This window comes from Mycobacterium sp. Panama NTM2 (genome assembly GCF_054355555.1).
In genome coordinates this window covers 4,624,460-4,649,840 of sequence record NZ_CM135953.1, presented here as the reverse complement: position 1 = coordinate 4,649,840, position 25,381 = coordinate 4,624,460, and the positions used below count along the sequence as shown (strand labels likewise).

General features: G+C 68.5%; 26 protein-coding genes and 1 pseudogene. 19 read left to right on the top strand and 8 right to left on the bottom strand.

Features of this window, described 5'->3' with window-relative positions; translation table 11 throughout:
* Nucleotides 1-16: 16 nt before the first annotated feature.
* The 4 genes from ACXYX3_RS22295 (at nucleotide 17) to ACXYX3_RS22280 (ending at nucleotide 3,710) form a co-directional block, all read left to right on the top strand.
* Nucleotides 17-796 (top strand): IclR family transcriptional regulator, encoded by a 780-nt coding sequence (locus tag ACXYX3_RS22295; protein ID WP_458609051.1) that lies wholly within the window; start codon nucleotides 17-19, stop codon nucleotides 794-796.
* 215 nt (nucleotides 797-1,011) lie between these two features.
* Nucleotides 1,012-1,365: a bifunctional 3-phenylpropionate/cinnamic acid dioxygenase ferredoxin subunit gene (locus ACXYX3_RS22290; protein ID WP_458609050.1), complete on the top strand. Its 354-nt coding sequence runs from the start codon at nucleotides 1,012-1,014 to the stop codon at nucleotides 1,363-1,365.
* Nucleotides 1,366-1,367: 2 nt separating this feature from the next.
* Nucleotides 1,368-2,540 carry an NAD(P)/FAD-dependent oxidoreductase gene (locus tag ACXYX3_RS22285; protein WP_458609049.1) on the top strand — a complete coding sequence of 391 codons (1,173 nt, stop codon included), beginning with the start codon at nucleotides 1,368-1,370 and terminating at the stop codon, nucleotides 2,538-2,540.
* Between the two features lie 36 nt (nucleotides 2,541-2,576).
* Nucleotides 2,577-3,710, top strand: a complete 1,134-nt coding sequence (locus ACXYX3_RS22280; RefSeq protein WP_458609048.1) for an aromatic ring-hydroxylating oxygenase subunit alpha — start codon at nucleotides 2,577-2,579, stop codon at nucleotides 3,708-3,710.
* 1 nt (nucleotide 3,711) lies between these two features.
* Here the strand turns inward: ACXYX3_RS22280 and relZ are convergent, their stop codons facing one another.
* Nucleotides 3,712-5,418 carry a bifunctional ribonuclease/(p)ppGpp synthase gene (relZ, locus tag ACXYX3_RS22275; RefSeq protein ID WP_458609047.1) on the bottom strand — a complete coding sequence of 569 codons (1,707 nt, stop codon included), beginning with the start codon at nucleotides 5,416-5,418 and terminating at the stop codon, nucleotides 3,712-3,714.
* Between the two features lie 89 nt (nucleotides 5,419-5,507).
* On the opposite strand from relZ, the gene purB reads away from it, so the two are divergent.
* The 3 genes from purB to ACXYX3_RS22260 are packed head-to-tail and all read left to right on the top strand — an operon-like array spanning nucleotide 5,508 to nucleotide 8,679.
* Nucleotides 5,508-6,881, top strand: a complete 1,374-nt coding sequence (purB, locus tag ACXYX3_RS22270; protein WP_458612184.1) for an adenylosuccinate lyase — start codon at nucleotides 5,508-5,510, stop codon at nucleotides 6,879-6,881.
* A complete protein-coding gene (locus ACXYX3_RS22265) occupies nucleotides 6,878-8,116 on the top strand; it encodes a cytochrome P450 (protein WP_241203481.1) in 1,239 nt (412 codons plus the stop codon). The genes purB and ACXYX3_RS22265 overlap by 4 nt, the downstream gene beginning before the upstream one ends.
* Nucleotides 8,113-8,679: a DUF1707 SHOCT-like domain-containing protein gene (locus ACXYX3_RS22260; RefSeq protein ID WP_458609046.1), complete on the top strand. Its 567-nt coding sequence runs from the start codon at nucleotides 8,113-8,115 to the stop codon at nucleotides 8,677-8,679. Before ACXYX3_RS22265 ends, ACXYX3_RS22260 begins: the two co-directional genes overlap by 4 nt.
* Here ACXYX3_RS22260 and ACXYX3_RS22255 read toward each other — a convergent pair.
* Nucleotides 8,676-9,308 (bottom strand): hypothetical protein, encoded by a 633-nt coding sequence (locus tag ACXYX3_RS22255; RefSeq protein ID WP_458609045.1) that lies wholly within the window; start codon nucleotides 9,306-9,308, stop codon nucleotides 8,676-8,678. The two genes, ACXYX3_RS22260 and ACXYX3_RS22255, sit on opposite strands and share 4 nt — an antisense overlap.
* A 52-nt stretch (nucleotides 9,309-9,360) precedes the next feature.
* Between ACXYX3_RS22255 and ACXYX3_RS22250 the strand changes: the two genes are divergently transcribed.
* From ACXYX3_RS22250 to ACXYX3_RS22230, 5 genes are all read left to right on the top strand, one after another.
* Complete coding sequence (locus tag ACXYX3_RS22250) at nucleotides 9,361-10,254, top strand: phosphoribosylaminoimidazolesuccinocarboxamide synthase (protein ID WP_458609044.1); 894 nt, start codon at nucleotides 9,361-9,363, stop codon at nucleotides 10,252-10,254.
* A complete protein-coding gene (locus ACXYX3_RS22245; protein WP_458612183.1) occupies nucleotides 10,251-12,374 on the top strand; it encodes a S9 family peptidase in 2,124 nt (707 codons plus the stop codon). Before ACXYX3_RS22250 ends, ACXYX3_RS22245 begins: the two co-directional genes overlap by 4 nt.
* Nucleotides 12,371-12,856 (top strand): glutathione peroxidase, encoded by a 486-nt coding sequence (locus tag ACXYX3_RS22240; RefSeq protein ID WP_458609043.1) that lies wholly within the window; start codon nucleotides 12,371-12,373, stop codon nucleotides 12,854-12,856. The genes ACXYX3_RS22245 and ACXYX3_RS22240 overlap by 4 nt, the downstream gene beginning before the upstream one ends.
* 82 nt (nucleotides 12,857-12,938) lie before the next feature.
* The gene (locus ACXYX3_RS22235; protein WP_241203475.1) at nucleotides 12,939-13,643 is read left to right on the top strand and encodes a DUF2334 domain-containing protein; all 705 of its coding nucleotides are present in this window, start codon (nucleotides 12,939-12,941) and stop codon (nucleotides 13,641-13,643) included.
* Nucleotides 13,644-13,669: 26 nt separating this feature from the next.
* Nucleotides 13,670-15,310, top strand: coding sequence for an FAD-binding dehydrogenase (locus ACXYX3_RS22230; RefSeq protein WP_458609041.1), 1,641 nt, complete (start codon nucleotides 13,670-13,672; stop codon nucleotides 15,308-15,310).
* Between the two features lie 72 nt (nucleotides 15,311-15,382).
* Here the strand turns inward: ACXYX3_RS22230 and ACXYX3_RS22225 are convergent, their stop codons facing one another.
* Nucleotides 15,383-15,751 carry a YybH family protein gene (locus tag ACXYX3_RS22225; RefSeq protein WP_458609039.1) on the bottom strand — a complete coding sequence of 123 codons (369 nt, stop codon included), beginning with the start codon at nucleotides 15,749-15,751 and terminating at the stop codon, nucleotides 15,383-15,385.
* Nucleotides 15,738-16,445, bottom strand: a complete 708-nt coding sequence (locus tag ACXYX3_RS22220; protein ID WP_458609038.1) for an SDR family NAD(P)-dependent oxidoreductase — start codon at nucleotides 16,443-16,445, stop codon at nucleotides 15,738-15,740. Before ACXYX3_RS22220 ends, ACXYX3_RS22225 begins: the two co-directional genes overlap by 14 nt.
* Before the next feature lie 93 nt (nucleotides 16,446-16,538).
* On the opposite strand from ACXYX3_RS22220, the gene ACXYX3_RS22215 reads away from it, so the two are divergent.
* On the top strand, nucleotides 16,539-17,471 hold the full coding sequence (locus ACXYX3_RS22215) for a LysR family transcriptional regulator (RefSeq protein WP_458609037.1): 933 nt from the start codon (nucleotides 16,539-16,541) through the stop codon (nucleotides 17,469-17,471).
* A gap of 42 nt (nucleotides 17,472-17,513) precedes the next feature.
* Here the strand turns inward: ACXYX3_RS22215 and ACXYX3_RS22210 are convergent.
* A pseudogene (locus ACXYX3_RS22210) lies at nucleotides 17,514-18,428 on the bottom strand (YbfB/YjiJ family MFS transporter); the annotation flags it as partial.
* 175 nt (nucleotides 18,429-18,603) lie between these two features.
* Nucleotides 18,604-19,275 carry an MBL fold metallo-hydrolase gene (locus ACXYX3_RS22205; protein WP_458609036.1) on the bottom strand — a complete coding sequence of 224 codons (672 nt, stop codon included), beginning with the start codon at nucleotides 19,273-19,275 and terminating at the stop codon, nucleotides 18,604-18,606.
* Nucleotides 19,276-19,316: 41 nt separating this feature from the next.
* On the opposite strand from ACXYX3_RS22205, the gene ACXYX3_RS22200 reads away from it, so the two are divergent.
* The 4 genes from ACXYX3_RS22200 to ACXYX3_RS22185 are packed head-to-tail and all read left to right on the top strand — an operon-like array spanning nucleotide 19,317 to nucleotide 21,800.
* On the top strand, nucleotides 19,317-19,970 hold the full coding sequence (locus ACXYX3_RS22200) for an ATPase (RefSeq protein ID WP_458609035.1): 654 nt from the start codon (nucleotides 19,317-19,319) through the stop codon (nucleotides 19,968-19,970).
* A gap of 35 nt (nucleotides 19,971-20,005) precedes the next feature.
* Nucleotides 20,006-20,248: a phosphoribosylformylglycinamidine synthase subunit PurS gene (gene purS / locus ACXYX3_RS22195; RefSeq protein ID WP_241203468.1), complete on the top strand. Its 243-nt coding sequence runs from the start codon at nucleotides 20,006-20,008 to the stop codon at nucleotides 20,246-20,248.
* A complete protein-coding gene (purQ, locus tag ACXYX3_RS22190) occupies nucleotides 20,245-20,916 on the top strand; it encodes a phosphoribosylformylglycinamidine synthase subunit PurQ (RefSeq protein WP_458609034.1) in 672 nt (223 codons plus the stop codon). The genes purS and purQ overlap by 4 nt, the downstream gene beginning before the upstream one ends.
* A gap of 5 nt (nucleotides 20,917-20,921) precedes the next feature.
* Nucleotides 20,922-21,800 carry an ATP-grasp fold amidoligase family protein gene (locus tag ACXYX3_RS22185; RefSeq protein WP_458609033.1) on the top strand — a complete coding sequence of 293 codons (879 nt, stop codon included), beginning with the start codon at nucleotides 20,922-20,924 and terminating at the stop codon, nucleotides 21,798-21,800.
* A gap of 107 nt (nucleotides 21,801-21,907) precedes the next feature.
* Here ACXYX3_RS22185 and ACXYX3_RS22180 read toward each other — a convergent pair whose 3' ends face one another.
* Entirely contained in the window at nucleotides 21,908-22,705 is a 798-nt protein-coding gene (locus tag ACXYX3_RS22180) for a family 1 encapsulin nanocompartment shell protein (protein WP_241203462.1), read from the bottom strand.
* On the bottom strand, nucleotides 22,702-23,697 hold the full coding sequence (locus tag ACXYX3_RS22175; RefSeq protein ID WP_458609032.1) for a Dyp-type peroxidase: 996 nt from the start codon (nucleotides 23,695-23,697) through the stop codon (nucleotides 22,702-22,704). The genes ACXYX3_RS22180 and ACXYX3_RS22175 overlap by 4 nt, the downstream gene beginning before the upstream one ends.
* Before the next feature lie 52 nt (nucleotides 23,698-23,749).
* Here ACXYX3_RS22175 and ACXYX3_RS22170 point away from each other — a divergent pair, with 52 nt between their 5' ends.
* Nucleotides 23,750-25,003: a M18 family aminopeptidase gene (locus ACXYX3_RS22170; protein WP_458609030.1), complete on the top strand. Its 1,254-nt coding sequence runs from the start codon at nucleotides 23,750-23,752 to the stop codon at nucleotides 25,001-25,003.
* A gap of 15 nt (nucleotides 25,004-25,018) precedes the next feature.
* Nucleotides 25,019-25,366 carry a VOC family protein gene (locus ACXYX3_RS22165; RefSeq protein ID WP_458609029.1) on the top strand — a complete coding sequence of 116 codons (348 nt, stop codon included), beginning with the start codon at nucleotides 25,019-25,021 and terminating at the stop codon, nucleotides 25,364-25,366.
* Nucleotides 25,367-25,381: the final 15 nt, after the last annotated feature.

Here is a 25,381-nt window from a genome sequence, read left to right as displayed (position 1 = left end):
CGGTAAGGTCGCTGCGGTGAGCAACGGGAGCTCCGACTCGGGCGGGGGTGTGCAGTCAGTCGATCGGGCGGTATCCGTTCTCGAGATCCTGGCCCGCCTCGGCGAGGTCGGCGTGACCGAACTCGCCAGTGAGATCGGCGTGCACAAGTCCACGGTGTCGCGGCTGTTGTCTGCACTGGAAGACCATGAGCTCGTCGAGCAAGCCTACGAGCGCGGCAAGTACCGCCTCGGGTTCGGCCTGCTGCGCCTGTCCAACGCAGTGTCCGGGCAACTCGACGTCACGCAGCAAGGCCGAGAGATCTGCGAGCGTCTCGCAGCCGAGCTGGGTGAGACGGTCAACATCGCGGTGCTTCGGTCGCACTACGTGGTCAACGTCGATCAGGCCCGTGGTCCGCGATCGGTCGGAAGCCACAACTGGGTCGGTGAGCTGACCCCGCTCCACGCGACCTCCAGCGGCAAAATCCTGTTGGCCTACATGTCCCCGGACGCGCGCCGCGACGTGCTCGCGGAGGCGGGGCTGACCCGCTACACCGACCGCACGATCACCTCGGTGGACGAACTCGACCGTCAACTGATGGCGATCGCCGCCGACGGTCACGTGATCTCCACCGAGGAGATGGAGCCCGGACTGACCGCGGTGGCGGCGCCGATCAGGGATCACGCCGGCATCGTCATCGCGGCGCTGAGTGTGTCGGGACCCGTCTACCGCCTCGATGCCGACCGCGCCCGCGAGATCGTCCCCGCTGTCGTCGCTGCGGCGGACGCCGTCTCCGAACGCATGGGTCACCAGGGCTGACAGCACTGGAACGGACCTCCTTCTCGGCACGGAGGGTCTCGCCGAGCAAATCATGCAGTGACCAGTGCTTTCGGCACCCCGCGAAGAGTCAGGAAAGTCACAGCGAGCCACGCCGCTCCTCCGGTTGACAACGTTTGTGACGGCTCACACACTGTTGCGTATTACGAATTGCGTTCCTTAATGCGCGTCATCTGTTGGTAACAGGAAGGCAACACATGATCGACGTCTGCCCGCTTGCCGACCTGCCCCCGGGTGAATCGATCCGCGTCGCCGTCGATCCGCCGATCGCCGTCTTCCACACCGACGGTGGCGAGGTGTTCGCCATCGACGACACGTGCTCACACCAGGACGCGTCGCTGGCCGATGGCTGGCTCGAAGGCTGCGAAGTCGAATGCCCGCTGCACGCCTCACGCTTCGACCTGCGCACCGGCGCTGTCGACGCACCTCCTGCCAAATTGCCCGTCCGTACCCACACCGTCGTCGTCGACGACGGCATGATCCGCGTCGATCTGAGCACCGACACACCCAACCTCCCTCCCGGCACCCGCGCGCGTCTCGCCCAGAGGTAGCCATGGAACACATCGCCGTCATCGGGGCATCGCTCGCCGGCTTGTCGGCCGTCAGGGCGCTTCGCGCACAGGGTTTTTCGGGTCGCATCACCGTCATCGGCGACGAGAGCCGGCGGCCCTATGACCGCCCCCCGCTGTCCAAGGCCTTCCTCGCCGGCGTCATGACCGAGCACGATCTGTGCCTCGAGGACTCCGATGACCTCGCAGCAGAATGGCTGCTCGGCTCGGCGGCCACCGCACTCGACACCACTTCCAACACCGTAGAACTCGCCGACGGTCGGCGCGTGCACGCTGACGGCTTCGTGATCGCCACCGGATCTCGGGCCAGGCACTGGCCCGGCTGCGAGACGATGGCGGGAGTCCACGTCATCCGCACCATCGACGACGCGATCGCGCTGCGCGCAGAGCTGTGCCCGGGCGGACAGATGGTCGTGATCGGCGCAGGCTTCATCGGCGCCGAGGTCGCCTCCACTGCGCGTGCCCTCGGTATGCACGTGACGATCGTCGAGGCTGCACCGACACCGCTTCAGGTGCAGCTCGGCGCGCGACTGGGCGCAGTCGTCGCACAGGCCCACACGTCGCACGGCACGACGCTGATCTGTGGAGTCGGGGTGGCGGGCGTGGCGTGCGGTTCGACCGACCGGGTCACCGGGGTCGATCTGACCGACGGCCGCCACTTGCCCGCCGACGTCGTGGTCGTCGGCATCGGCGGAGTGCCGAACATCGAGTGGTTGCAGGGCAGCGGCCTGGAACTCGGCAACGGAGTCATCTGCGGTCCGAGCGGCCAGACGAACATTCCCACTGTGGTCGCAGTGGGTGACTGCGCGGCCTGGCACGACGCGTCGACCGGCGTCACGCGCCGCGTGGAGCACTGGACCGGCGCCGTCGAACGGCCCGCGATCGCCGTCGCCACCCTCCTCTCGGGTGGGCTGTATTGCGGTCCTGCGCCGAAGGCGCCGTACTTCTGGTCCGACCAGTACGGCTCGCGGATCCAGTTCGCCGGCAACGCGCTTCCCGACGACGAGATCACGATCGAGGAAGGCAGCTGCGAGAGCGGCAGCTTCCTCGCCACCTACCGACGTGACGGTCGGCTCGTCGCCGTTCTCGGCGTCGACCAGCCCAAGCTGTTCACCCGGTGGCGCCGCCAGCTCGCGGCAGCTCCGGTTGCCGTCTGACTCTCTTCCCCACCCCAGCCCTTTCCCAGGAGTCTCATGACCACGTTCGAAGCGGCCCCTCATCTGCCCGAGAGTCTCATCTCCACGCTGGCGGGCCACTACTACACAGACCCCGAGGTGTTCGCCCTCGAGCAGCAGAAAATCTTCGAGACGATGTGGTTCTGCGCGGTGCGCTCCGCCGATCTCGACAAGCCGGGTACCTTCAAGACCGTGCAGGTGGGCGGCGAGAGCGTCCTCGTGACCAGGTCGCGCACCGGCGCGGTCAACGCGTTCTTCAACATCTGTCGCCACCGCGGGGCGCAGCTGTGCACCGAGGGCAGCGGTGAAGTGCGCCGCGCGTTCCAATGTCCTTATCACGCATGGACCTACGATCTCGACGGCAAGCTCATCGCCGCTCCGAACCTGACGAAGATGCCGGACATCGACAGGGTCGAGTACGGGCTGCGCACGGTCGCGGTGCGAGAGTGGCTGGGATACGTGTGGGTGTGCCTGGCCGACGAGCCGCCGTCGTTCGAGGGCACGGTCATGCAGGAGATCGTCGATCGGCTGGGTGATCTCGAGTCGATCGAGCGCTACGGCATCGAAGAGCTCAGCGTGGGCCGCCGCATCGTCTACGACGTCAAGGCGAACTGGAAGCTCATCGTCGAGAACTTCATGGAGTGCTACCACTGCGCCACCATCCATCCGGAGTTGACCGAGGTGCTGCCCGAGTTCGCCGACGGGTACGCAGCGCAGTACTACGTGGGGCACGGTGCCGAATTCGGCCATAGCGTACGAGGTTTCACGATCGACGGCTCCGAGGGTCTCGATCACCTCCCGGGCGTCACCGCCGAACAGGACCGCCGCTACTACGCGATCACGGTGCGCCCGCAGGTGTTCGTCAACCTGGTGCCCGACCACGTGATCGTGCACCGGATGTTCCCGCTCGCCGCCGACCACACCGTGGTGGAGTGTGACTGGCTTTACGTACCGGAGGTGGTCGAGTCCGGCCGCGACGTCAGCCACTCGGTGGAACTTTTCCACCGGGTGAACAGCCAAGACTTCGAGGCTGCCGAAAGGTGCCAGCCCGCAATGAGTTCGCGGGTCTACCGCAATGGCGGTGTGCTCGTTCCCAGCGAGCACCACATCGGCGCCTTCCACGACTGGCTACGCGGCATGCTCGCCGTGTGAGTCAGCTGAGCCGTTCGGACCTGTTCTCCAGCAGCCGGATTCGGTGTGCATTGCCGGGAAGATCGATGTAGCGGCGGCCGTAGAGCTTCAACAGCGCATCGTCGAGGCGTCGCACTGCCCCCGGCGGGAAGCGGTAGTCCATGGCGGCGTTCACCGCATCGGTGTCGACGCCGGCCAACACCGAGTCCACCTCGTCGATCGAGTCGATGTCGAGATCGAGCAGCAGACCGGCCATCCACCCGTAGTGGTCGGTGCGCGACCACCCTGCGTCGGGGAACCGGTTGGCCAGGTAGGTGGCCAAGACCGGCGTCGGAATACCCGCCTCACCGGCGGCGCGCGGCCGTTCGGCCGGGGTGGTCGAGCGCAACCGCTCCCGGATCGCGGAGAACTCCCGGTCCGCGAGCTCGAGCAGACCCGCGGCGAGGGTGAACCGCCGGTCCAAATCGGGGGCGTCCTCCTCGGGGATCGAACCCTTGTAGCGGACGTCGTGCTCGAACTCCGCCCACGCGTGCTGCAGGATCGTGCGCACCTGCACCGACGCCGGCTGTTGCTCGCCCTCGGCCGCCAGCAGGAGATGCCTGCTGGCGTAGCCCCAGCGGCCCTCGCTCGCGGTTTCCACCCCCATGTCCCGATCGTCGAGCAGCTGCATCTCCTGCCCGAGCAGCCGGGCGACCGCGGCGACGTCGTCGCGCAGATACGTGATCACCCGCAAGCCGATCTGATCGGTGATCTCCGAGAGAGGATCGGCATACAACCGGTGGCCGTCGACGTGCCGGTCGGCCTTGGCGGCAAAAGATGCCACCGACTTGGTCCGGGCGGTCACGCTCAGATAATCGATCCCGGCGTCGTCCAGCAGCGCCGTGACCATCGTCAGGTAGCGCTCGGTGGACGCCATCAGCGCGGTGCGCCGCCGGGTGTAGGTCGCGATCGCCTCGTGCACCACACCAGGTGTCGGCTCCGGCGGGGCGGGCACCAGGTCCGACGGCAACGTCGGTGTCACGATGCACCCGGTCTCGGCGTCGCCGTAACAGGTCACCGCGTCCGGTCGGCGGGCAGCGAACATCGCCACGAAGGCGCAGACCACCGCGTCGACCGGATCTTCCACTCGGCGCAATTCGCTTTTCCGCTCGGCACTTTCGGCCATCGCGCGCAGCCGCACCCAGTCGGGTGAGTCGGCCACCCGCAGCGAGGGCTCCGCGGTCGCAAGCCCTTCGACCAGATCCATCAACCGCAGCAGTTCGGCTTGCAGCTGCGCCACCGAGCGGCCCGGCTTGGCCTTGTACTTCAGCGTGCGACCCAGCCGGAACAACGCCACCGTGGCCGCATGGGGATACACCTCGAGCGCGCGGCGCGGCCCGTCGGACTGCGGATCGATGTCCAGGCCGAGGGCGTCGGCCAGCCGCCCGGCCCGGGTGCCGTCGGCGAACTCCGGCTTGCCCGTGTTCGACGGATGCGCGCCGGCCTGGAATTTCGCGAAATCGGCGTTGAGCGCCCGCTCGGCCGGCCGCTGACCAGTCGGGTTGCGCACGACGATCGGTGCGTCGATACCCACCACACAGTCGCCGTCGACGTAGGGCGCCACCATCGAACGGATGCTGGCGTCATCGGTGGCCGCCGACGCCGCCACCAGCCGGCCGCCGTCGTCGACGACGGCGACACCGGTGGGTTTGCGCTGGCCCCATGCCAGGTCCAGACCGACGAAATACATGGCCCCTACTGTGCCCGATAGGCTGTTGGGCCGTGAGCAACCGCGCGTCCATTCCCGATGTCCTGGCCCATCGCTACGCCAGCGAGGAGATGGTGGCGATCTGGTCGCCGGAAGCCAAGATCGTGGCCGAACGCCGGCTGTGGCTGGCGGTGCTGCGGGCGCAGAGCGAACTCGGCGTGGAGGTACCCGCCGGCGTCGTCGACGATTACGAGAAGGTGCTCGAGAACGTCGACCTCGACTCCATCGCGGCGCGGGAACGCGTGCTGCGCCACGACGTCAAGGCCCGGATCGAGGAGTTCAACGCCCTCGCCGGCCACGAGCACGTGCACAAGGGCATGACCAGCCGCGACCTCACCGAGAACGTCGAGCAGATGCAGATCCGGCGCTCGTTGCAACTCGTGCATGCGCGCGGCATCGCCGTCGCCGCTCGGTTGGCCGAGCGGGCCGCACTCTATCGCGACCTCGTGATGGCGGGCCGCAGCCACAACGTCGCGGCCCAGGCCACCACGCTGGGCAAGCGATTCGCCTCAGCGGCAGAGGAGACCCTGGTCGCGCTGCGCCGCATCGAGGAACTCATCGCCCGCTACCCGTTGCGCGGCATCAAGGGGCCGATGGGCACCGCCCAGGACATGCTCGACCTGTTCGACGGCGACACCGCGCGGCTGGCCGACCTGGAGACCCGCGTCGCCCAGTTCCTCGGCTTCACCGACATCTTGACCAGTGTCGGGCAGGTGTATCCGCGATCGCTGGACCACGACGTGGTGTCCGCGCTCGTCCAACTCGGCGCGGGACCGTCGTCGTTCGCGCACACCATCCGGTTGATGGCCGGCCACGAACTGGTCACCGAGGGGTTCGCCCCCGGCCAGGTGGGGTCATCGGCGATGCCACACAAGATGAACACGCGCAGCTGCGAGCGGGTCAACGGGTTGCAGGTGGTGTTGCGCGGATACGCCTCCATGGCAGCGGAATTGGCGGGTGCGCAGTGGAATGAGGGCGACGTGTTCTGCTCGGTGGTGCGTCGGGTCGCACTGCCGGATGCGTTCTTCGCCATCGACGGGCAGACCGAGACGTTCCTGACCGTGCTCGACGAGTTCGGTGCCTACCCCGCGGTGATCCAGCGGGAGCTCGACCGCTATCTGCCGTTCCTGGCGACGACGCGCATCCTGATCGCCGCGGTCCGCGCCGGGGTGGGCCGCGAGACCGCGCACGAGGTGATCAAGGAGCACGCGGTCGCGGTGGCGCTGGCGATGCGCGAGCGCGGCGCCGAACCCGATCTGCTGGATCGGCTGGCCGCCGATCCGCGCCTTCCCCTGGACCGTGCGGCGCTCGACGGCGTGCTGGCCGACAAGGCCGCCTTCACCGGTGCAGCCGCGGACCAGGTGGACCGCGTGATCGCGGCCGTCGACGATCTGGTCGCGCGGTACCCGGGCGCGGCCGATTACACCTCGGGCGCGATTCTGTGACGGCGACCGCGGACGCTTCGACTTCTGGGTGGACCGGGATCGACTTCACCGATCTCGACAACTTCGCCGCGGGCTTTCCCCACCACCTGTTCGCGCGCCACCGTGAGCACGCCCCGGTGTACTGGCACGAACCGACCGAGAACACGCCCGACGGGGAGGGCTTCTGGTCGGTGGCGACCCACGCCGAAACCCTTGCCGTGCTTCGTGATCCGGACACCTACTCCTCGGTGACCGGCGGCGGTCGCCCGTTCGGTGGCACGCTGCTGCAGGATCTGCCGATCGCCGGTCAGCTGCTCAACATGATGGACGACCCGCGCCACGCGGCGGTGCGCCGTCTCGTCAGCTCCGGTCTGACGCCCCGGATGATCTCGCGTGTCGAAGACGACCTGCGGATGCGGGCCCGCCGCCTTCTCGATGCCGTGCGGCCGGGCGAGCCGGTGGACGTCGTCACCGAGATTGCCGCCGAGATCCCGATGCAGATGATCTGCATCCTGCTGGGAGTGCCCGAGTCCGAGCGGCATTGGCTGTTCGAAGCCATCGAACCGAGCTTCGATTTCGGCGACGCCCGCCGGGCCACCATCTCCCGGCTCTCCGTCGAGGAGGCCGGCTCCCGGATGTTCGCCTACGGCCAGGAATTGATCGCCGCCAAGAAAGCCGCGCCGAGCGACGACATGCTCTCGGTGGTGGTCAACTCCGACGATCCGGAGCTGTCCGAGCTGGAGAGCTATCTGTTCTTCAGCCTGCTCTTCAGTGCAGGGGCGGAGACCACCCGCAACGCCATCGCCGGCGGACTGCTGGCTCTGATCGACAATCCCGACGCCCACACCGCGCTGCGGGCCGAGCCGTCGCTTCTGCCGACCGCGATCGAGGAGATGGTCCGGTGGACCTCGCCGTCCCCGTCGAAGCGGCGCACCGCCACCCGGCCGACCACCCTGGCCGGCCGGCGCATCGACGCCGGGCAGAAGGTCCTGGTGTGGGAGGGTTCGGCCAACCGCGACGCGGCGGTGTTCGTCGATCCCGACCGGTTCGACGTCGCCCGAAAGCCCAACCCGCATCTGGGTTTCGGGCACGGTGTGCACTACTGCCTGGGCGCCAACCTGGCTCGGCTGGAATTGCGGGTGATCTTCTCCGAACTGCTCAGCCGGTTCTCGGCGATGCGGCTGGCCGCGCCGGTGGAATGGACGAGAAGCAACCGGCACACCGGACTGCGGCACCTGATGGTGGAGCTGTCATGAGCGAGTACCCCGACCTCCGGGTCTCCGATGCCGACCGCGCCGCGGTACGTGGACTGCTCGAGCGGGCCGTCGGTCACGGCATGCTGAGCCTCGACGAGTACAGCGAGCGCCTCGATGCGGTGTTCGCGGCGCGCACCCGTCGCGACCTCGACGTGGTGATCGCTGACCTGCCGTTCGGCCGCGAGCCCGCGACGCCGCCCGCCCACGAGGTACGCAGCTGGCTGTCCAGCATCACCCGCAAGGGGCCGTGGACGGTGCCCCCGCGCATGCGACTGGTCACCAGGATGTGTTCGACCACCCTGGATTTCACGTCGGCGGTGCTCCCGGGGCCGGTGGTGCACGTCGAGGTCGACGACTACTTCGGCTCCGTCGAACTGGTGCTGCCCGACGGCGCGACCGCGGACTGCAACCGGGTCAGCACCGTCGGCGGCTCGACGTCGGTCCGGGTGGGGACCGGTGCGCCGTCGCAGCGGTTGCACGTCGTCGTGACCGGACGGGTGCGGTTCGGGTCTCTCACCGTGCGGCACCCGTTCGGGGCGACGCTGCGGCGCTTCCTGCGCTAACTCGGCCGGCGCAGATTCGTCGCTCTGATCCCGGTCGCCCGCAACTCGAGAGCGGCCAGCCCGCGAATCGCCATCCGATCCTGGCTGCGCCACGCCCCGACGGGGTCGGCGGTGACCGCGGCGAGCTTGGGTAGCGGACGGTTGGCCAGCGCCCGCAGCGCCAACAGCTCCTCTCCGGCGAGGGTGGACGCCAGCGTCACCGCCGTCCATTTGCGCCGCGCGAACCGCACGCGCAGGAACAGCCACGGCATCATCAGCGCGAGGATCGGGGGCGCGGCCACTGCCAGCGCCAACAACCACGCCAACCAGCTGGCCGTCCCGCCCAGGGACTGACCGGCCCCGGCGATCTCGCGGGCCGCATCGCCGGCTGCGCTGAGCGGCTTGGCCAGCGCGTCCCCGATCAGCGGCACGTTGTCGGCGCTGTTGCCGGCCGAGTCGAGGTTGCCGGCCACACCGTTGGCGCCGCTCTCGACCTGGTAGCCGAAGTCGGCGATCACCGCGACGGCCGCGTGCACCGCCAGACCGATGATGACCCAGACGGCGGTCCAGCCGATGACGACGACGTCGCTGAACAGCTGACGCAGCAGCCGCGCGGGCGTCGTGGCATAGGGAACCCATCGCGATCTCATGCGATCGATCACAGCACACGGGGCGCTCCTGACGGACCGATAGGCTGGCCCGATGCGTCCCGCTCTGTCCGACTACCAGCACCTGGCCAGCGGCAAGGTTCGTGAGCTCTATCGGGTGGATGAGGGACACCTGCTCTTCGTCGCCACCGACCGGATCTCGGCCTACGACTACATCCTCGACAGTGAGATTCCGGACAAGGGCCGCATCCTCACCGCGATGAGCGTGTTCTTCTTCGATCTCCTGCCGGTGCCCAACCACCTCGCCGGCCCACCCGACGATCCCCGCATCCCCGACGAGGTGCTCGGCCGCGCGCTGGTGGTGCACCGACTCGACATGCTGCCCGTCGAAGCCGTGGCTCGCGGATACCTGACCGGCTCGGGCCTGATCGACTACCAGAACAGCGGCAGCGTCTGCGGAATCGAGCTGCCCGAGGGTCTGGTGGAGGCGAGCCGCTTCGCCGAGCCGCTGTTCACCCCGGCGACCAAGGCGGAGCTGGGGGATCACGACGTCAACATCAGTTACGACGACGTCGTCGGCCTGATCGGCTCCGCCCGAGCCGAGGAGTTACGCGACCTGACGTTGCAGACCTACCGCCGCGGCGCCGACCACGCGCTGAGCCGGGGCATCATCGTCGCCGACACCAAGTTCGAATTCGGTGTCGACGCCGACGGGCAACTGACGCTCGCCGACGAGGTGTTCACCCCCGACTCGTCGCGGTACTGGAATGCCGACGACCACACCGAGGGCTCCGTGCAGAACAGCTTCGACAAGCAGTTCGTCCGCAACTGGTTGACCGGCCCCGACTCGGGCTGGGACCGTCACGGCGATCAACCGCCGCCACCGTTGCCCGCCGACATCGTCGAGGCGACGCGTGCGCGCTACATCGAAGCCTACGAACGTATTTCGGGTCTGAAGTTCGCGGAGTGGATCGGAGGACAGCGGTGAAGCCGCCGGTGGCCAAACGTGTCGAGCATCGGCGTGCTCACCACGGTGACGTGTTCGTCGACCCCTATGAGTGGTTGCGGGAGAAGGACAGCGCCGAGGTGATCGACCACCTCGAGGCCGAGAACGCCTTCACCGAGCACATCACCGCCGACCTCGCTCCGCTGCGGCAGTCGATCTTCGACGAGATCAAGGCCCGTACCAAAGAAACCGATCTGTCGGTGCCGACACGGCGCGGGGACTGGTGGTACTACGGACGCAGCTTCGCCGGAAAGCAGTACGGCGTGCATTGCCGGTGCCCCGTCGCCGACCCTGACGACTGGACACCGCCGCAGCTGACCGAAGACACCGACATCCCCGGTGAGCAGGTCCTGCTCGACGAGAACGTCGAAGCCGAGGGGCACGACTTCTTCTCCCTCGGCGCTGCCAGCGTCAGCGTGGACGGCACCGTGCTCGCCTACTCCGTCGACGTCGTCGGGGACGAGCGGTACACGTTGCGGTTCAAGGATTTACGGACCGGCGAACGGTATGACGACGAGATCGCCGGGATCGGCGCCGGCGCCACCTGGGCCGCCGACAACAAGACCATCTACTACACCACCGTCGACGACGCCTGGCGACCCGACACCGTGTGGCGGCACCGGCTGGGCGCCGGCCTGCCGGCCAAGAAGGTCTACCACGAGCCCGACGAGAGATTCTGGGTCGCCTGCGGGCGCACGCGGAGCAACAAGTACGTGCTGATCGCGGCCGGCAGCGCGATCACCTCGGAGATGCGTTACGCCGACGCCGCCGATGCGGACGCGCAATTCACCGTGGTGTGGCCGCGCCGCGACGGAGTGGAGTACTCCGTCGAACACGCCGTCGTCGCCGACGAGGACCGCTTCCTCATCATGCACAACGACGGTGCCGAGAACTTCACGCTCGTCGAAGCGCCGGTGGCCGATCCATCGGCGACCCGCACCCTGATCGAGCACCGCGACGACGTGCGGTTGGATGCTGTCGACGCGTTCGCCGAGCTGCTCGTCGTGAGCTACCGCAGCGAGGCGTTGCCGCGAATTCAGCTGTGGCCCCTGCGTGGAACCGGTTACGGCGAGGCCCGCGATGTCACCTTCGACTCGGAGCTGATGTCGGTCGGGTTGTCCGCCAACCCGAACTGGGCCGCACCGCGGCTGCGCATCGGCGCGACCTCGTTCGTCACACCCGTGCGGGTCTACGACCTCGACCTGGCCACCGGCGAGCGCGTGCTGTTGCGCGAACAGCCGGTGCTCGGCGACTACCGGGCCGAGGACTACGTCGAACGCCGGGACTGGGCGATCGCCGAAGACGGTGCGCGCGTGCCGTTGTCGATCATCCACCGGGTCGGCGTCACCGCGCCTGCACCGCTGTTGCTCTACGGCTACGGCGCCTACGAGTCCTGCGAAGACCCGCGCTTCTCGATCGCGCGGCTCTCCCTGCTCGATCGCGGCATGGTGTACGCGGTGGCGCACGTGCGCGGCGGCGGAGAGCTCGGCCGGCTCTGGTACGAGCACGGCAAGCTGCTCGAGAAGCGCAACACGTTCACCGACTTCATCGCCGCAGGAAGGCATCTCGTCGACACCGGCGTCACGACCGCCGACACGATGGTGGCCTACGGCGGTAGCGCGGGGGGCCTGCTGATGGGTGCGGTCGCCAACATGGCGCCCGAGCTGTTCGCCGGCATCCTGGCCGCCGTGCCCTTCGTCGATCCCCTCACCACGATCCTCGACCCGTCACTGCCGCTGACGGTCACCGAGTGGGACGAGTGGGGCAACCCGCTCGACGACGCCGATGTGTACCACTACATGAAGTCGTATTCGCCGTACGAGAACGTCGAGGCCAAGCGCTATCCCGCGATCCTGGCGATGACCTCGCTCAACGACACCCGCGTCTACTACGTCGAACCCGCCAAATGGGTGGCCGCGCTGCGGCACGCTCAGCACGAACCCGAGCGCGACGGTGTCCGAGTGCTCTTGAAGACCGAGATGAACGCCGGCCACGGCGGCATCAGCGGACGCTACGAACGCTGGAAAGAGACGGCGTTCCAGTACGCCTGGCTGCTCGATGTGGCGGGGCTGGCCGGCGCAGACGTAGCGTCTGCCTCATGACGCTCACCGACATGCCCCTGACCACCCTGGACGGACAGGCCACCACACTGGGGGAGTTGGCCGACGGCGCGGCGCTCGTGGTGAATGTGGCGTCCAAATGCGGGCTCACGCCGCAGTACAGCGCCTTGGAGCAGCTCGCGAAGGACTACCGGGATCGCGGGCTGACGGTGATCGGGGTGCCCTGCAACCAGTTCATGGGGCAGGAACCCGGCACCGCCGAGGAGATCCAGACCTTCTGCTCGACCACCTATGGGGTGACGTTTCCGCTGCTGGCCAAGACCGATGTCAACGGGCCCGACCGGCACCCGCTGTACGCGACGCTGACCCAGACCGCGGACGGCAGCGGCGAGGCCGGTGACGTGCAGTGGAACTTCGAGAAGTTCCTGCTCGCGCCCGGCGGCGAGGTGGTCGCCCGGTTCCGGCCGCGCACGGTACCCGATGCGCCCGAGGTGATCGCCGCGATCGAAGACGTGCTGGAGTAGCTTCGCGGGGCAGCGCACACAGTTCAGCCACACGAGTGGCGGCGTTGTCCATCGCGACACCTGGCGTTGCGACACTGCGGAAGTGGCAGGACAACTGATCGTCTCGATCTCCGGAGTCAGCGACCGCACGATCGACGACGTGGCGGCGTTCCACGGGCAGCTGGCGCGGCGCGGCGTGCCGGCATCGTTCCTGGTGGCGCCCCGGCTCAAGGGCGGATACCGGCTCGACCGCGACCCCGGCACCGTCTCGTGGCTCGCGCAGCGGCGCGACGCCGGCGATGCGATCGTGCTGCACGGTTTCGACGAGGCTGCCACCAAGACGCGTCGCGGAGAGTTCGCGACGCTGCCCGCACACGAGGCCAACCTGCGCCTGATGGCCGCCGACCGGATCCTCGAACACCTCGGTCTGCGCACCCGGCTGTTCGCCGCACCCGGCTGGAACGTCTCCGACGGCGCGGTCACGGCACTGCCGCGCAACGGCTTTCGCGTGATGGCCGGACTGGGCGGGATCACCGACCTGGTCCGCGGTACGACGGTGCGGGGGCGCGTCCTCGGCATCGGTGAGGGATTCCTGAGCGAACCGTGGTGGTGCCGAACCGTCGTGCTCGCCGCGGAGCGCACCGCACGCCGCGACGGCATCGTGCGGGTGGCCGTCGCGGCGCGGCACCTGCGCCGGCCCGGCCCGCGACAGGCGATGCTGGACGCCGCCGACCTGGCGCTGATGCACGGGTGTGAGCCCACCGTCTACGCCTGGCGGCACCCGGCTGCGTTGTCCGACGCCGCCTGAGGGGTTCCGCTCGCTACATTGGCCGCATGGCAGATGATGCTGACGTCATCGTGGTCGGTGCCGGCCTGGCCGGCCTGGTGGCCGCATGTGAGCTGGTCGAGCGGGGCCGACGCGTGCTCATCGTCGACCAGGAGAACGCCGCCAACGTCGGAGGGCAGGCCTTCTGGTCTTTCGGCGGGCTGTTCTTCGTCGACAGCCCCGAGCAGCGGCGTCTCGGCATCCGGGACAGTCACGAGCTGGCCCTGCAGGACTGGCTCGGCACCGCCGGGTTCGACCGCCCCGAGGACCACTGGCCCCGGCAGTGGGCGCATGCGTACGTCGACTTCGCGGCCGGCGAGAAGCGCAGCTGGCTCGGTGACCGCGGGCTCAAGGTCTTTCCGCTCGTCGGCTGGGCCGAGCGCGGCGGCTACGGCGCCCGCGGGCACGGCAACTCCGTGCCGCGGTTCCACATCACCTGGGGCACCGGGCCCGGCCTGGTCGAGATCTTCGCGCGCCGACTGACCGGCCCGCTGGTGCGCTTCGCGCACCGCCACCGCGTCGACGAGGTGGTCGTCGAGAACGGCGCCGTCGTCGGGGTGCGCGGGGCGGTGCTGGAGCCGTCGTCCGCGGCACGCGGCGCACCGTCGTCTCGAAACTCCATCGGCGAGTTCGATTTTCGCGCACAAGCGGTCATCGTCGCCAGCGGCGGCATCGGCGGCAACCACGACCTCGTGCGGGCGAACTGGCCGCAGCGGATGGGCCGGGTGCCCGAGCAGCTCCTCAGCGGCGTGCCCGAGCACGTCGACGGGCGGATGCTCGGGATCGCCGCGGCAGCCGGGGCGCACATGATCAACAGCGACCGGATGTGGCACTACACCGAGGGCATCACGAATTACGACTCGATCTGGCCGCGGCACGGCATCCGCATCCTGCCCGGCCCGTCGTCGCTGTGGCTCGACGCCAGCGGGCGGCGGCTGCCCGTTCCGCTCTACCCGGGCTTCGACACCCTCGGCACGCTGGAGTACATCTGCCGGACCGGCCAGGACTACACGTGGTTCGTGCTGAACAAGCGGATCGTCGACAAGGAGTTCGGCCTGTCCGGGCAGGAACAGAACCCGGACCTGACGGGCCGCAGTGTGCGCCTGGTCCTCGAACGTGGCCGCAAGGGACCCGCACCGGTGCACGCCTTCGTCGACAAGGGCGTCGACTTCGTCACCGCCGACTCACTGCGTGAGCTCGTCGCGAAGATGAACGCTGTACCCGATGTGCAGCCATTGGACTACGCGACGGTCGAAGCGGAGGTGACCGCGCGCGACCGGGAGGTGGCCAACCGGTTCACCAAGGACAGCCAGATCACCGCGATCCGCGGCGCGCGTGGCTATCTCGCCGACCGCGTGAGCCGCGTCGTCGCACCACACCGGCTCACCGACCCCAAGGCCGGCCCGCTGATCGCCGTGAAGCTACACATCCTGACGCGAAAATCGTTGGGCGGCTTGCAGACCGACCTCGACTCCCGAGCGCTGGGCGCCGACGGCACGCCGGTGGCCGGGCTGTATGCCGCCGGCGAAGCCGCGGGTTTCGGCGGCGGTGGCGTGCACGGGTACCGCTCGTTGGAGGGAACGTTCCTCGGCGGGTGCGTGTTCTCCGGTCGCGCGGCGGGCCGGGCCGCAGCCCGCGACGTGGGCTAGTTTTTCTGCGCGAGCAGTCGCGAACTCGAGTGCTTTCTCTGGCGTGTCACTCGAGTTCGCGACTTCTCGCGGTCAGACCGGTGGCGCGCTGACCTGGTATTGCTGGATCGACCAGCCGTCGTGGGCTCGGGCGAGCACCACGCCGAGGCGCAGCGAGACCACCGTGCGGTCGGCCCGGTGGAAATCGGCGGCGCCGTACCCGACGACCACGTGCTCGGCGGGCCGGCGGATCTCGTCGATGCGGTAGTCGACCGTCATACCGTGGGGCTGGCCGCCGTAGTAGCGGCGCACCCCGTCGCGTCCCACCGTGTAGGGCGCCAGTCCTTGGAAGACGGCGTCGTCGGCGAACACAGCGGCCACCCGCTCGGGGTCATGCGCGTCGATGCCGGCCTTCCACTGGTCGAGTACGGATACCAGGATCTCGCGGCTAGTGTCCGGCACTTTGACCTCCGTCGACGTGCAGGATCTCCCCGGTGACGAAGCCTGCCTTCTCCAAATACAGCACGGCATCGACGACGTCGTCGAGGGTGCCGAGGCGACCCACCGGGTGCAACGCGGCCAAGAACGGGTGCGTGGCCGGGTCGTGCATCGGGGTGTCGATGGTGCCCAGCGCGACGGCGTTGACTCGAATTCCCCTGTCGGCAAACTCGATGGCGAGAGAGCGGGTGGCGGCATCGAGTCCGCCCTTGGTCAGCGAGGCCAACGCCGACGGCACCTTCTTGTCGGCCTGACCGACCAGGCTGGTGGAGATGTTCACGATGTGTCCGCCGCGCTCGAGCATCGCCGGGATGGCGGCACGGGTGACCTCGAAGAAGCCGCGGGTGTTCACCCCGGTCACAGCTTCGTAGTCTTCGTCGGTGTACTCGGTGAACGGTTTGGCGATGAAGATGCCGGCGTTGTTGACGACGGTGTCCACGCGGCCGAAGCGTTCGTGTGCGGCGGCGATTAAGGCGGCACCGACGCCCGGTTGGGCGATGTCGCCGGCGACGGTGACGATCATCGGGTCGTCACTGGGGGCGATGCTGCGCGAGGTGGCGACGACGCCATAGCCCAGGCGACGGTAGCCTGCGACGAGCGCCGCCCCGATGCCCTGCGATGCCCCGGTGATGATTGCTACTTCAGATGTGCTGTTCATGTCCTGCTCAACGTGAGTGCCTGGCGTCGCATGTCCGCTCGGCGGGACCGGATTCCTCGCTGTTGAGAGGTCCTGCCTATCACGCTGCGGAACGTGGAGCTGCGTCAGTTGCGCTACTTCGTCGCCGTGGCCGACGAGCTGAATTTCGGCCGCGCTGCGGAACGGCTGCGGATCGCAGGACCCTCGCTGTCGCAACAGATCAAGGCGCTCGAACGGGACCTCAAGGTCCAGCTCTTCGACCGTGACCGCCGATCCGTCGCTCTGACCCCGGCCGGTGCCGCACTGGTGTCCGAGGCCAAGGCGCTGATCGATCAGGCGGATGCATTACGCAGGCGCGCAACGGGTTTGGCGGCATCAGAGCCGATTCGGATCGGTTGCGTCAACTGGTGTCCGACCGACTGGGCCGAACGCGCCGCGGGCGTCGCGCAACTCCGCGTCGACACCTGGGTGATGCCCTCGCACACCCAAGCCGAGCGCGTGGCCAGCGGAGCGCTCGACCTGGCGATCTGCTGGGTGCAGGCACGCGACCTCGACGCACTGGCCCTTCAGGCGCGACTCATCGGCATCGATCGCCTGCACGCCCTGGGGCCGGGCGGCGACGAGTCGGCGGTGACGGCCGCCGACGTCGTCGTCCTGGTCGACACGGACGCCGCGAGTTGGTCGTCGTGGAACCGGTACGCCGAGGAGCTCGCCGCGAGTACCGGCGCGAGCGTCGTCCGCACCGACGACGGCGGAGTCACCGGCCCTGCGTTCGTCGAACACGTGCGACGGCTGAGGCGTCCCGTGCTGATCAACCCGAGAGGCCAGCGTGATCCCGAACCGCGAGATCTGGTGCGGCGGGAAGTGATCGAACCGACGCCGCTGTGGACGTGGTCACTGGTCTGGCGTGCGGACGACGATCGACCGGCGGTGCGCGCCATCGTCGACGAATTCAGCAGCGACACCCGTGATCTGACGGTCGACGACCCGGGAACGTGGGTTCCTGCTGATGATCCACACCGCGGCGGCGGCCAACGCAGCCGCTGAGACGGTGAAAGCGGACATCACGAGCGCAGGCCGGTACCCACCGGTGGTCAGCGGGGCCACCAGCAACGGTCCGGCGATCTGTCCGACGGAGTAGCCGACGGTCAGCAGTGCCACCGCCGAACGGACGCCGAGCAATCGGCCCTCGGCGACCGCCAAGGTACTGACCCCGATGAACGTGCCACCGAACAACAGGGCACCCACGAGGCTGGCGGCGCTGCTGCCCTGACAGGCCAACGCGATCCCGGCGGCCTGCAGCGCGAGTGCGACGGTGAGCGTCGCCGGCTGGCCGTGTCGGGCTCCCAGCCGCGCCCACAGCGCCGCGGACGGCACCACAGCCACGCCGACGACCAGCCAGACCCCGGCGCCCAAGGCGCCGGGGGAGTGCTCGGTCACCGCGGCGACGAGGAACGTTCCGGCGATGATGTAGCCGACGCCTTCCAAGGTGTACGCGGTGAACAACAGCAGGAAACGCGGCCCACCGGCCCGATGTGTCTCCGCGTGCGTCGTCGTCGGCGTCCGCCGCGGATGCAATGACCAGCCCGTCGCGCCCAAGACGGTGGCCAAGGTCGCCGCCGCCCACCAGGCGGTGCGCCAGTCGTCGGCGGGCAGCGCGAGGACAAGCGCGGCGGACGTCGCGATACCGGCACCGACCCCGCCGAAACCCCATCCCGCCTTCTCCGGCAGGCGCTCCAGCAGCGTGTTGACGGCCACCACGAAGACCACCGCGCTCGCGAACCCGGCGACGGTGCGGGCAGTCAGCCACACTGCCGCGTGCGTCGTCGTCGGCATCGCGGCCAGGCTGACCACGATGGCGATCAGCGACGTGCGGCACGCCAACGCGGAGTGGGCCAACCGGGCCGAGAACGTCGTGGCCATCGCGCCGGCCAGGTAGCCGACGTAATTGGCCGTCGCCAGGTGTCCGGCGGCCTGCGCGGTCAGGCCGGCCTGACCCGTCATCAGCGGCAGGATCGGGGTGTAGACGAACCGGCCCAGGCCCATGGCAGCGGCCAGTGCGCCGGCGGTGGGCAGCACGCCGCTGCGCAGGTGTCGTCGCATGACTCGAGCCTGAGCGTTGCGCGGTGTGCCTGCCAGGATCGAATTCCTCTCAGCTGACAGGCATTAACTCCTACACCTAGAACTCGGTGCCGTTCTCCGGCTCGAGAACCTGGAAGTCGGCGCTCGTCATCTCGTCGAGTCGGCCGTAGTAGATGGGCCGCGCAACCGGATCGACGACCGCCTGATGGATCGGCACCGCGCGCGTCGGGTTCACCGCACGCAGGTAGTCGACGGCCTCGGAGATCTTCATCCACGGCGCGGCTGCCGGGGTGGCGAGCACGTCGACCGGCTCGTCCGGAACGAACAGCGCATCACCGGGATGCATCAGCCGCGCGGCATGGCCGCCATCGCCGATCAGATACGAAATGTTGTCGATCACAGGGATTTCCGGATGGATGACAGCGTGTTGACCGCCTACCCCGCGCACCGTCAGGTGCCCGATCGACAGCGAATCCCCCACGTGTACAGCCCGCCACGGCTCGCCGAGCTGGGCCGCGGTCTGCGGATCGGCGTAGAGCAAAGCCTGCGGGTTCGCGTCGACCAGCGCCGGCAACCGCTCGGGATCGGCGTGATCGGGATGCTGATGGGTGATCAGGATCGCCGACAGACCTGTGATGCCCTCGAAGCCGTGGGAGAAATTGCCCGGATCGAACAGGATCGTGGTCTCACCGCCGGGTTGATCACCGGGTCGAGCACTGGCAGAAAAGCTCGCCAACAGGCAGGAATGGCCGAAGTGTGTGAGCTGCATGCCTATAGTCTGGCCCGCACAGGGGAGCGGGGGTAGTGCGGATGCGGTGGATGCTCACACTGGCGTTGGCGTTCTCGGGGGTCTTCCTGGCCTCCGGTGAGGCGAATGCGGTGCCCGGATTCTGTCCGCCCACCTGCGACGCGATCCCCGATGCCGCGTGGGTCGAGTCGAGTTCGCTGCCGCTGGCGTCGATCTATCGGTGGCCGTCGTTGGCCGGCCTCGCGGTCACGGCACCGGCACCCCGTTTCGAGTTCGAGTCATGGTGCGTCACCCCCGAGTCGTCAACGGATCCGCGCCGCTATGCGGTCGCCGCGCGCGCCACGGTGCCCAACCCGGACGGCCAATGGAACCTGCAGGTGCAGGTCATCCATTGGCGCGGGGACGTCGTCACCGGCGGACAGACCGCGCTCGAGGTCCTGGAGAAGGCGCGCATCGCCCTGGCGTCCTGCGGGGACGGTGTGTCGCCATCACTGACCACCAACGAGGCCGATCGGATCGCGGCCGTGATCAGCGAAGCGGGCAGCCGGGTGATGCGGACCTATCTGCTGGCGGACCCGGCCAGCAGCACCATCGTCGAGGCTGCCCTGTGGACCACGCTGCCCACGCGGGTCGAGTGGCGCGCGGTGCCCGACGCGCGGATCTTCGATGCGCTGGCGGCGCCGTTGTGTGCCGCCTACCTGGGCTCGTGCCGGTGAGGCGGGGCTGCCGTCGCCGCAGGTAGAGTGTCCGCGTGGCAAAAGTGGTGGTTCACGTCATGCCGAAGACCGAGATCCTCGACCCGCAGGGGCAGGCGATCGTCGGTGCGCTGGGTCGGCTCGGCTTCGACGGCATCTCAGATGTGCGGCAGGGCAAGCGGTTCGAGCTCGAGGTCGACGATGCGATCGACGACGAGAAGCTCGCCGCGATCGCTGAATCTCTGCTCGCCAACACCGTGATCGAGGACTGGACCGTCACCCGGGAGGATGGCTCATGACGCGTGTGGGCGTGATCACATTCCCCGGGACGCTCGACGACATCGACGCTGCGCGGGCGGTGCGCCTGGCCGGCGGCGAAGCCGTCAATCTCTGGCACGCCGACGCCGACCTCAAAGGCGTCGACGCCGTCATCGTGCCCGGTGGTTTCTCCTACGGCGACTACCTGCGGTGCGGCGCGATCGCGCGCTTCGCGCCCGTAATGGGTGAGGTGGTGGCCGCGGCCGAGCGAGGGATGCCGGTGCTGGGCATCTGCAACGGGTTCCAGGTGCTGTGCGAAGCGGGGCTGCTGCCGGGCGCGCTGACCCGGAACGTCGGGCTGCACTTCGTCTGCCGCGACGTGTGGCTCGAGGTCGCGTCCAACTCGTCGGCGTGGTCGACCCGCTACGAACAGGGCGCCGACATCCTGGTGCCGTTGAAGTCGGGCGAGGGGCGCTACGTCGCGAGCGAGCAGGTGCTCGATGAACTCGAAGGAGAGGGTCGGGTGGTCTTCCGGTATCGGGAGAACATCAACGGCTCGATGCGCGACATCGCGGGCATCAGCTCGGCAAACGGGCGCGTCGTCGGCCTGATGCCGCACCCCGAGCACGCGACCGAGGCGCTGACCGGTCCGTCCGACGACGGACTCGGGATCTTCTACTCGGCGCTGGACGCCATCCTGGTGTCCTGACGGCGGTGCCCGTCCGCTGGCGCGAACGCAGCGTTCTCGTGCGCGCGCTGCGTTTATGGCGGACGCGGAACCCACACACGTTCCGCGACAAGGTCCGGTACAAGATGCTGCGGGACCACCGGCCGCTGGTCGTGACATTCGCCGACAAAGCCGCAGTGCGTGGCTATGTCGCCGACGTGGTGGGGGACCGCTACCTCCCGCGGGTGTACGCGATCCTCGACGATCCCGCAGGGCTGGCCGAGGTCGATTTGCCGGCCGCGTACGTCGTCAAGCCGACGCACGGCAGCGGGGCGGCGATCGTCGTCTCCGATCGCGCGCCGCGTGAGGCTCGTCTGCCGGTCGAGCCTGGCAGCTGGGTCTATTCGCATGTGCGGCCCGACTCTGCGCCGCGGTCCGATGTGATCCGTATCGTGACGGGCTGGTTGGCTCAGCTCTACGGTCAGGGGCCGAACCGGGAGTGGGTGTACGGGCGGGTTCCCCGACGGGTGATCGTCGAGGAGAAGCTCGGTAGTGATTCCGTCCCGGACGACTACAAGTTCTTCGTGTTCCATGGCACGTGCTGGTTCATACAGGTGGACCAGGGCCGGTTCGGTTCGCGCACACAGGATTTCTTCACGGCGGGTTGGGAACACCTGGCGCTGCGGGGGAGCGCGCCGTGCGCGGATCGCGAGCCAGCGAAGCCGGATCGGTTGACCGAGATGATCGAAGTCGCGGAGAAGCTCGGTGCGGAAACGGATTTCGTCAGAGTCGATGTGTACGACGTCGACGGGCGAGTTGTCTTTGGGGAGCTGACGAGCTTTCCTGCGGGCGGAGACAGTCCCTTCGAGCCTGAGTCGTTCAACCTCGAGTTCGGGCGCCCGTGGACGGTTCCGCGTCGGTACTAGCGCCTTCGCCGCCCACGAACGTGCGCGAGATGCCACATCCTCCCGGCGTGTTGCGTGCAGACACGCGCGCTCGCCGGACGGGAGGTGCCCCCGGCTCGCCGGACGGGTCAAGGGGTCAGGGCGACCGAGGCCTCCGCCGTGTAGCAGAGGAACGTCAGCGTCTCCTCCAGATACAGCTGCACGGTCTCGGCATCGTGAGCCAGGTAGCCGATCGCGACGTCGGTGCCCAGCTGCAGATCGAAATCTCCTCCGCGCGTAGACAACACAAATGCGCCGTCAATGGCGGGCGCCCAGATGATGTCACCGTCGACCAAGCGGTTGATGTGCTCGAGGATCGGATAGCCGTGCGCCGTCGTCTCGGCGACGCGGGTGTACACCTCGGCCGAGAGCAGCACCGCATACGGTCCGTCGACCCCGGCCAACCGCAGCGCACTCAACGCCTGGGCGATGACGTCGGGAATGGCCCGCGGATCCTCGGGCAGCGCGAGCGCGGCGTTGGAACTGCAGGTGCGGATACCGTCGATGGACGCGGCCGCGTACCCCTCGAAGATCGCCCGGTCCTCGGCGAACGCCAACTTACGGGCCGCCTCCTTGACCGGGTCCCAATCCGAGTCCTGCGAGCCACGCTCGACATCGTCGATGTCGATCCGCTTGACGCTGAACGGAACTCGCAGGCGAACCAGCGGACGCGCCTCGCGCAGGTGCGCGATCACACCGTCGCCGGGCGCCGATACGTCGACCAGGTGCCCCGTGCTGACCGCTGCCGTCACCGCGCCCCCGGGCTCGCTGACATCGACCACCCGGCGTCCCGCGATGTGGCGCTTGAACGTTCGCGTCGCCTCGCTCTCGATCTCGCCCCACGCGGCATCGGTGACCGGAGCCAGCTCCCGGTACAGGTTGTTCATTGCGGTTGTCCCTTCAGACTGCCGATGGCCAGAGAGCCAGTGGCGCGCTCCGGAATGGAAACGGGAAGCGGGGGTGGATCATCGAGAAAATCCTGGACCGGGGTGAAGAACATCGACCCTGTGATCGCCGTCGAGAATTCCAGGATGTGATCGGTGGTGCCGGGCGGCGAACCGATGAACATGTTGGTCAGCATGCGTTCGGTGACCGCGGCCGAACGCGAATACCCGATGAAGTAGGTGCCGAACTCGCCGCGCCTGATCTGCCCGAATGGCATGTTGTGGCGCACGATCTTGAGTTCGGTGCCGGCGTCGTCTTCGATCACGTTGAGTGCCACATGAGAGTTGGCCGGCTTGACCGCATCGTCGAGTTCGATGTCGTCGAGTTTGGTGCGCCCGATCACCCGCTCCTGATCCTCGGTGGACAGCGCATTCCAGGCGGCCATGTCGTGCAGGTACTTCTGCACGTGCACATAGCAGCCGCCCGCGAATTCGGGGTCCTCGTCACCGATCCGGGTGGCGCTGTCGGCGAGCGGGCCGTCGGGATTCTCGGTGCCGTCGACGAAGCCGAGGAGGTCGCGGTTGTCGAAGAAGCGGAAGCCGTGGGTCTCGTCGACGACCGTGATCGGTCCCATCGCACCGACGATCTTCATCGCCAGTTCGAAGCAGACGTCCATCGTCTCCGCGCGGATGTGGAAGAGCAGATCACCCGGCGTGGCCGGGGCCCTGTGCCGACCTCCGTCGAGTGCGACGAACGGGTGCAGCTCGACCGGCCTGGGACCGGAGAACAGCCGATCCCACGCTGCAGAACCGATCGACGTCACCACAGACAGGTGCTTGCTCGGGTCGCGAAACCCGATCGCGCGCACCAACCCGGCGATGTCGCCCAGCGCGTCGTGAACCGCCTGCTCTCCACCGTCGTCGATGGTCGCGACGAGAAAGATCGCCGCCGGGGTCAGCGGCGCGAGCACCGGCTGCGGCAGTAACTCGGGCACCGTCTGACCCTAAATCATGATCAATTCCGGCGATCGACGAAGATGATGAACCATGGCGGCTGATGCGCAGGGTCTGTGTGAGTTCATCGATGACTCCCCTTCGCCGTTCCACGCCTGCCGCACCGCCGCGGAGCGGCTGCGCGACGCCGGGTTCACCGAGCTGTCCGAGGGCGACGCATGGACGGGCACCGGCGATCACTTCGTCATCCGCGCCGGCTCCCTGATCGCGTGGCGCTCGACCGGCGAATCTCACCTGCCCTTCCGGATCGTCGGCGCCCACACCGACAGCCCGAATCTGCGGGTCAAGCAGCACCCGGACCGGACCGTCGCGGGCTGGCAGGTGGTGGCGCTGCAGCCCTACGGCGGGGCGTGGCTGAACTCCTGGCTCGACCGCGACCTGGGCCTCAGCGGCCGGCTCTCCGTGCGTGATGGCGCCACCGCGGAGGACGTCCTGGTCCGCATCGACGACCCGATCCTGCGCGTCCCGCAGCTGGCCATCCATCTGTCGGAGGACCGCAAAGGCGTCGAGCTCAACCCGCAGCGACACGTCAATGCCGTGTGGGGAATCGGCGGCCCGCGCTCGTTCCTCGACTACGTCGCCGAGCGCGCCGATGTCGACCCGGACGGGGTACTCGGATTCGACCTGATGACCCACGACCTGACGCCCTCGCGGCTCACCGGTGTCGACGGCGAACTCGTCAGCGCTCCGCGCCTGGACAACCAGGCGACCTGCTACGCCGGGCTGGAGGCGTTACTGGCGGCACCGGCGTCGACGGTGACCCCGGTCCTGGTGCTGTTCGACCACGAAGAGGTGGGCTCGCAATCCGACCACGGCGCCCAGTCCGATCTGCTGTTGACGGTGCTCGAGCGCATCACCCTGGCCTCGGGCGGCGGTCGGGAAGACTTCCTGCGCCGCTGCTCGACGTCGATGGTGGCCTCCGGCGACATGGCGCACGCCACGCACCCCAACTATCCCGAACGGCACGAGCCCGGACACCTGATCGAGGTCAACGCCGGCCCCGTGCTGAAGGTGCAGCCCAACCTGCGCTACGCCACCGACGGCCGGACCGCGGCGGCGTTCGCGCTCGCGTGCGATCAGGCCGGTGTTCCGCTGCAGCGCTACGAGCACCGGGCCGATCTGCCGTGCGGCTCGACGATCGGTCCGATGACCGCCGCGCGCACCGGCATTCCGACCGTCGACGTCGGCGCCGCCCAGTTGGCGATGCATTCGGCGCGCGAGGTGATGGGCGCCGTAGACGTCGCGGCGTACTCGGCGGCGCTCGCGGCGTTCTTGTCACCGGCCTGACCTAAGGTCGGCCCCATGTCACTCGACGTCGCGATGATCACCTTCGATTGTTCGGATCCCGATGCGCTCGCCGATTGGTGGGCCGAGGCGCTCGGCGGACGCGTCAATCCCGAGGCGCCAGGCGAATTCGTCATGGTCGCCCGGGAGACGGGCCCGGCGCTGGGCTTCCAGCGGGTGCCCGATCCGACGCCCGGCAAGAACAAGGTGCATCTCGACCTCCACGCGGGCGACAAGGAGGCCGAAGTGACCCGCCTGGTCGAGTTGGGCGCGCGAGAAACGGGGCGGCACAGCATCGGAGAGAAATTCCACTGGGTGGTGCTCGCCGACCCGGAAGGCAACGCGTTCTGCATCGTCGGCGGGTAGCCGCTGGCAAGATCG

Excerpts from the sequence above, each read along its gene's own strand:
- ACXYX3_RS22230 (WP_458609041.1), top strand. The coding sequence starts at position 13,670 with ATGGCAGATGATGCTGACGTCATCGTGGTCGGTGCCGGCCTGGCCGGC.
- ACXYX3_RS22290 (WP_458609050.1), top strand. The coding sequence starts at position 1,012 with ATGATCGACGTCTGCCCGCTTGCCGACCTGCCCCCGGGTGAATCGATC.
- ACXYX3_RS22205 (WP_458609036.1), bottom strand. The coding sequence starts at position 19,275 with ATGCAGCTCACACACTTCGGCCATTCCTGCCTGTTGGCGAGCTTTTCT.
- relZ (WP_458609047.1), bottom strand. The coding sequence starts at position 5,418 with ATGTATTTCGTCGGTCTGGACCTGGCATGGGGCCAGCGCAAACCCACC.
- ACXYX3_RS22165 (WP_458609029.1), top strand. The coding sequence starts at position 25,019 with ATGTCACTCGACGTCGCGATGATCACCTTCGATTGTTCGGATCCCGAT.
- ACXYX3_RS22285 (WP_458609049.1), top strand. The coding sequence starts at position 1,368 with ATGGAACACATCGCCGTCATCGGGGCATCGCTCGCCGGCTTGTCGGCC.
- ACXYX3_RS22240 (WP_458609043.1), top strand. The coding sequence starts at position 12,371 with ATGACGCTCACCGACATGCCCCTGACCACCCTGGACGGACAGGCCACC.
- purB (WP_458612184.1), top strand. The coding sequence starts at position 5,508 with ATGGTGGCGATCTGGTCGCCGGAAGCCAAGATCGTGGCCGAACGCCGG.
- ACXYX3_RS22260 (WP_458609046.1), top strand. The coding sequence starts at position 8,113 with ATGAGCGAGTACCCCGACCTCCGGGTCTCCGATGCCGACCGCGCCGCG.
- ACXYX3_RS22255 (WP_458609045.1), bottom strand. The coding sequence starts at position 9,308 with ATGAGATCGCGATGGGTTCCCTATGCCACGACGCCCGCGCGGCTGCTG.
- ACXYX3_RS22200 (WP_458609035.1), top strand. The coding sequence starts at position 19,317 with ATGCGGTGGATGCTCACACTGGCGTTGGCGTTCTCGGGGGTCTTCCTG.
- ACXYX3_RS22280 (WP_458609048.1), top strand. The coding sequence starts at position 2,577 with ATGACCACGTTCGAAGCGGCCCCTCATCTGCCCGAGAGTCTCATCTCC.
- ACXYX3_RS22250 (WP_458609044.1), top strand. The coding sequence starts at position 9,361 with ATGCGTCCCGCTCTGTCCGACTACCAGCACCTGGCCAGCGGCAAGGTT.
- ACXYX3_RS22220 (WP_458609038.1), bottom strand. The coding sequence starts at position 16,445 with ATGAACAGCACATCTGAAGTAGCAATCATCACCGGGGCATCGCAGGGC.
- ACXYX3_RS22170 (WP_458609030.1), top strand. The coding sequence starts at position 23,750 with ATGGCGGCTGATGCGCAGGGTCTGTGTGAGTTCATCGATGACTCCCCT.
- purQ (WP_458609034.1), top strand. The coding sequence starts at position 20,245 with ATGACGCGTGTGGGCGTGATCACATTCCCCGGGACGCTCGACGACATC.
- ACXYX3_RS22180 (WP_241203462.1), bottom strand. The coding sequence starts at position 22,705 with ATGAACAACCTGTACCGGGAGCTGGCTCCGGTCACCGATGCCGCGTGG.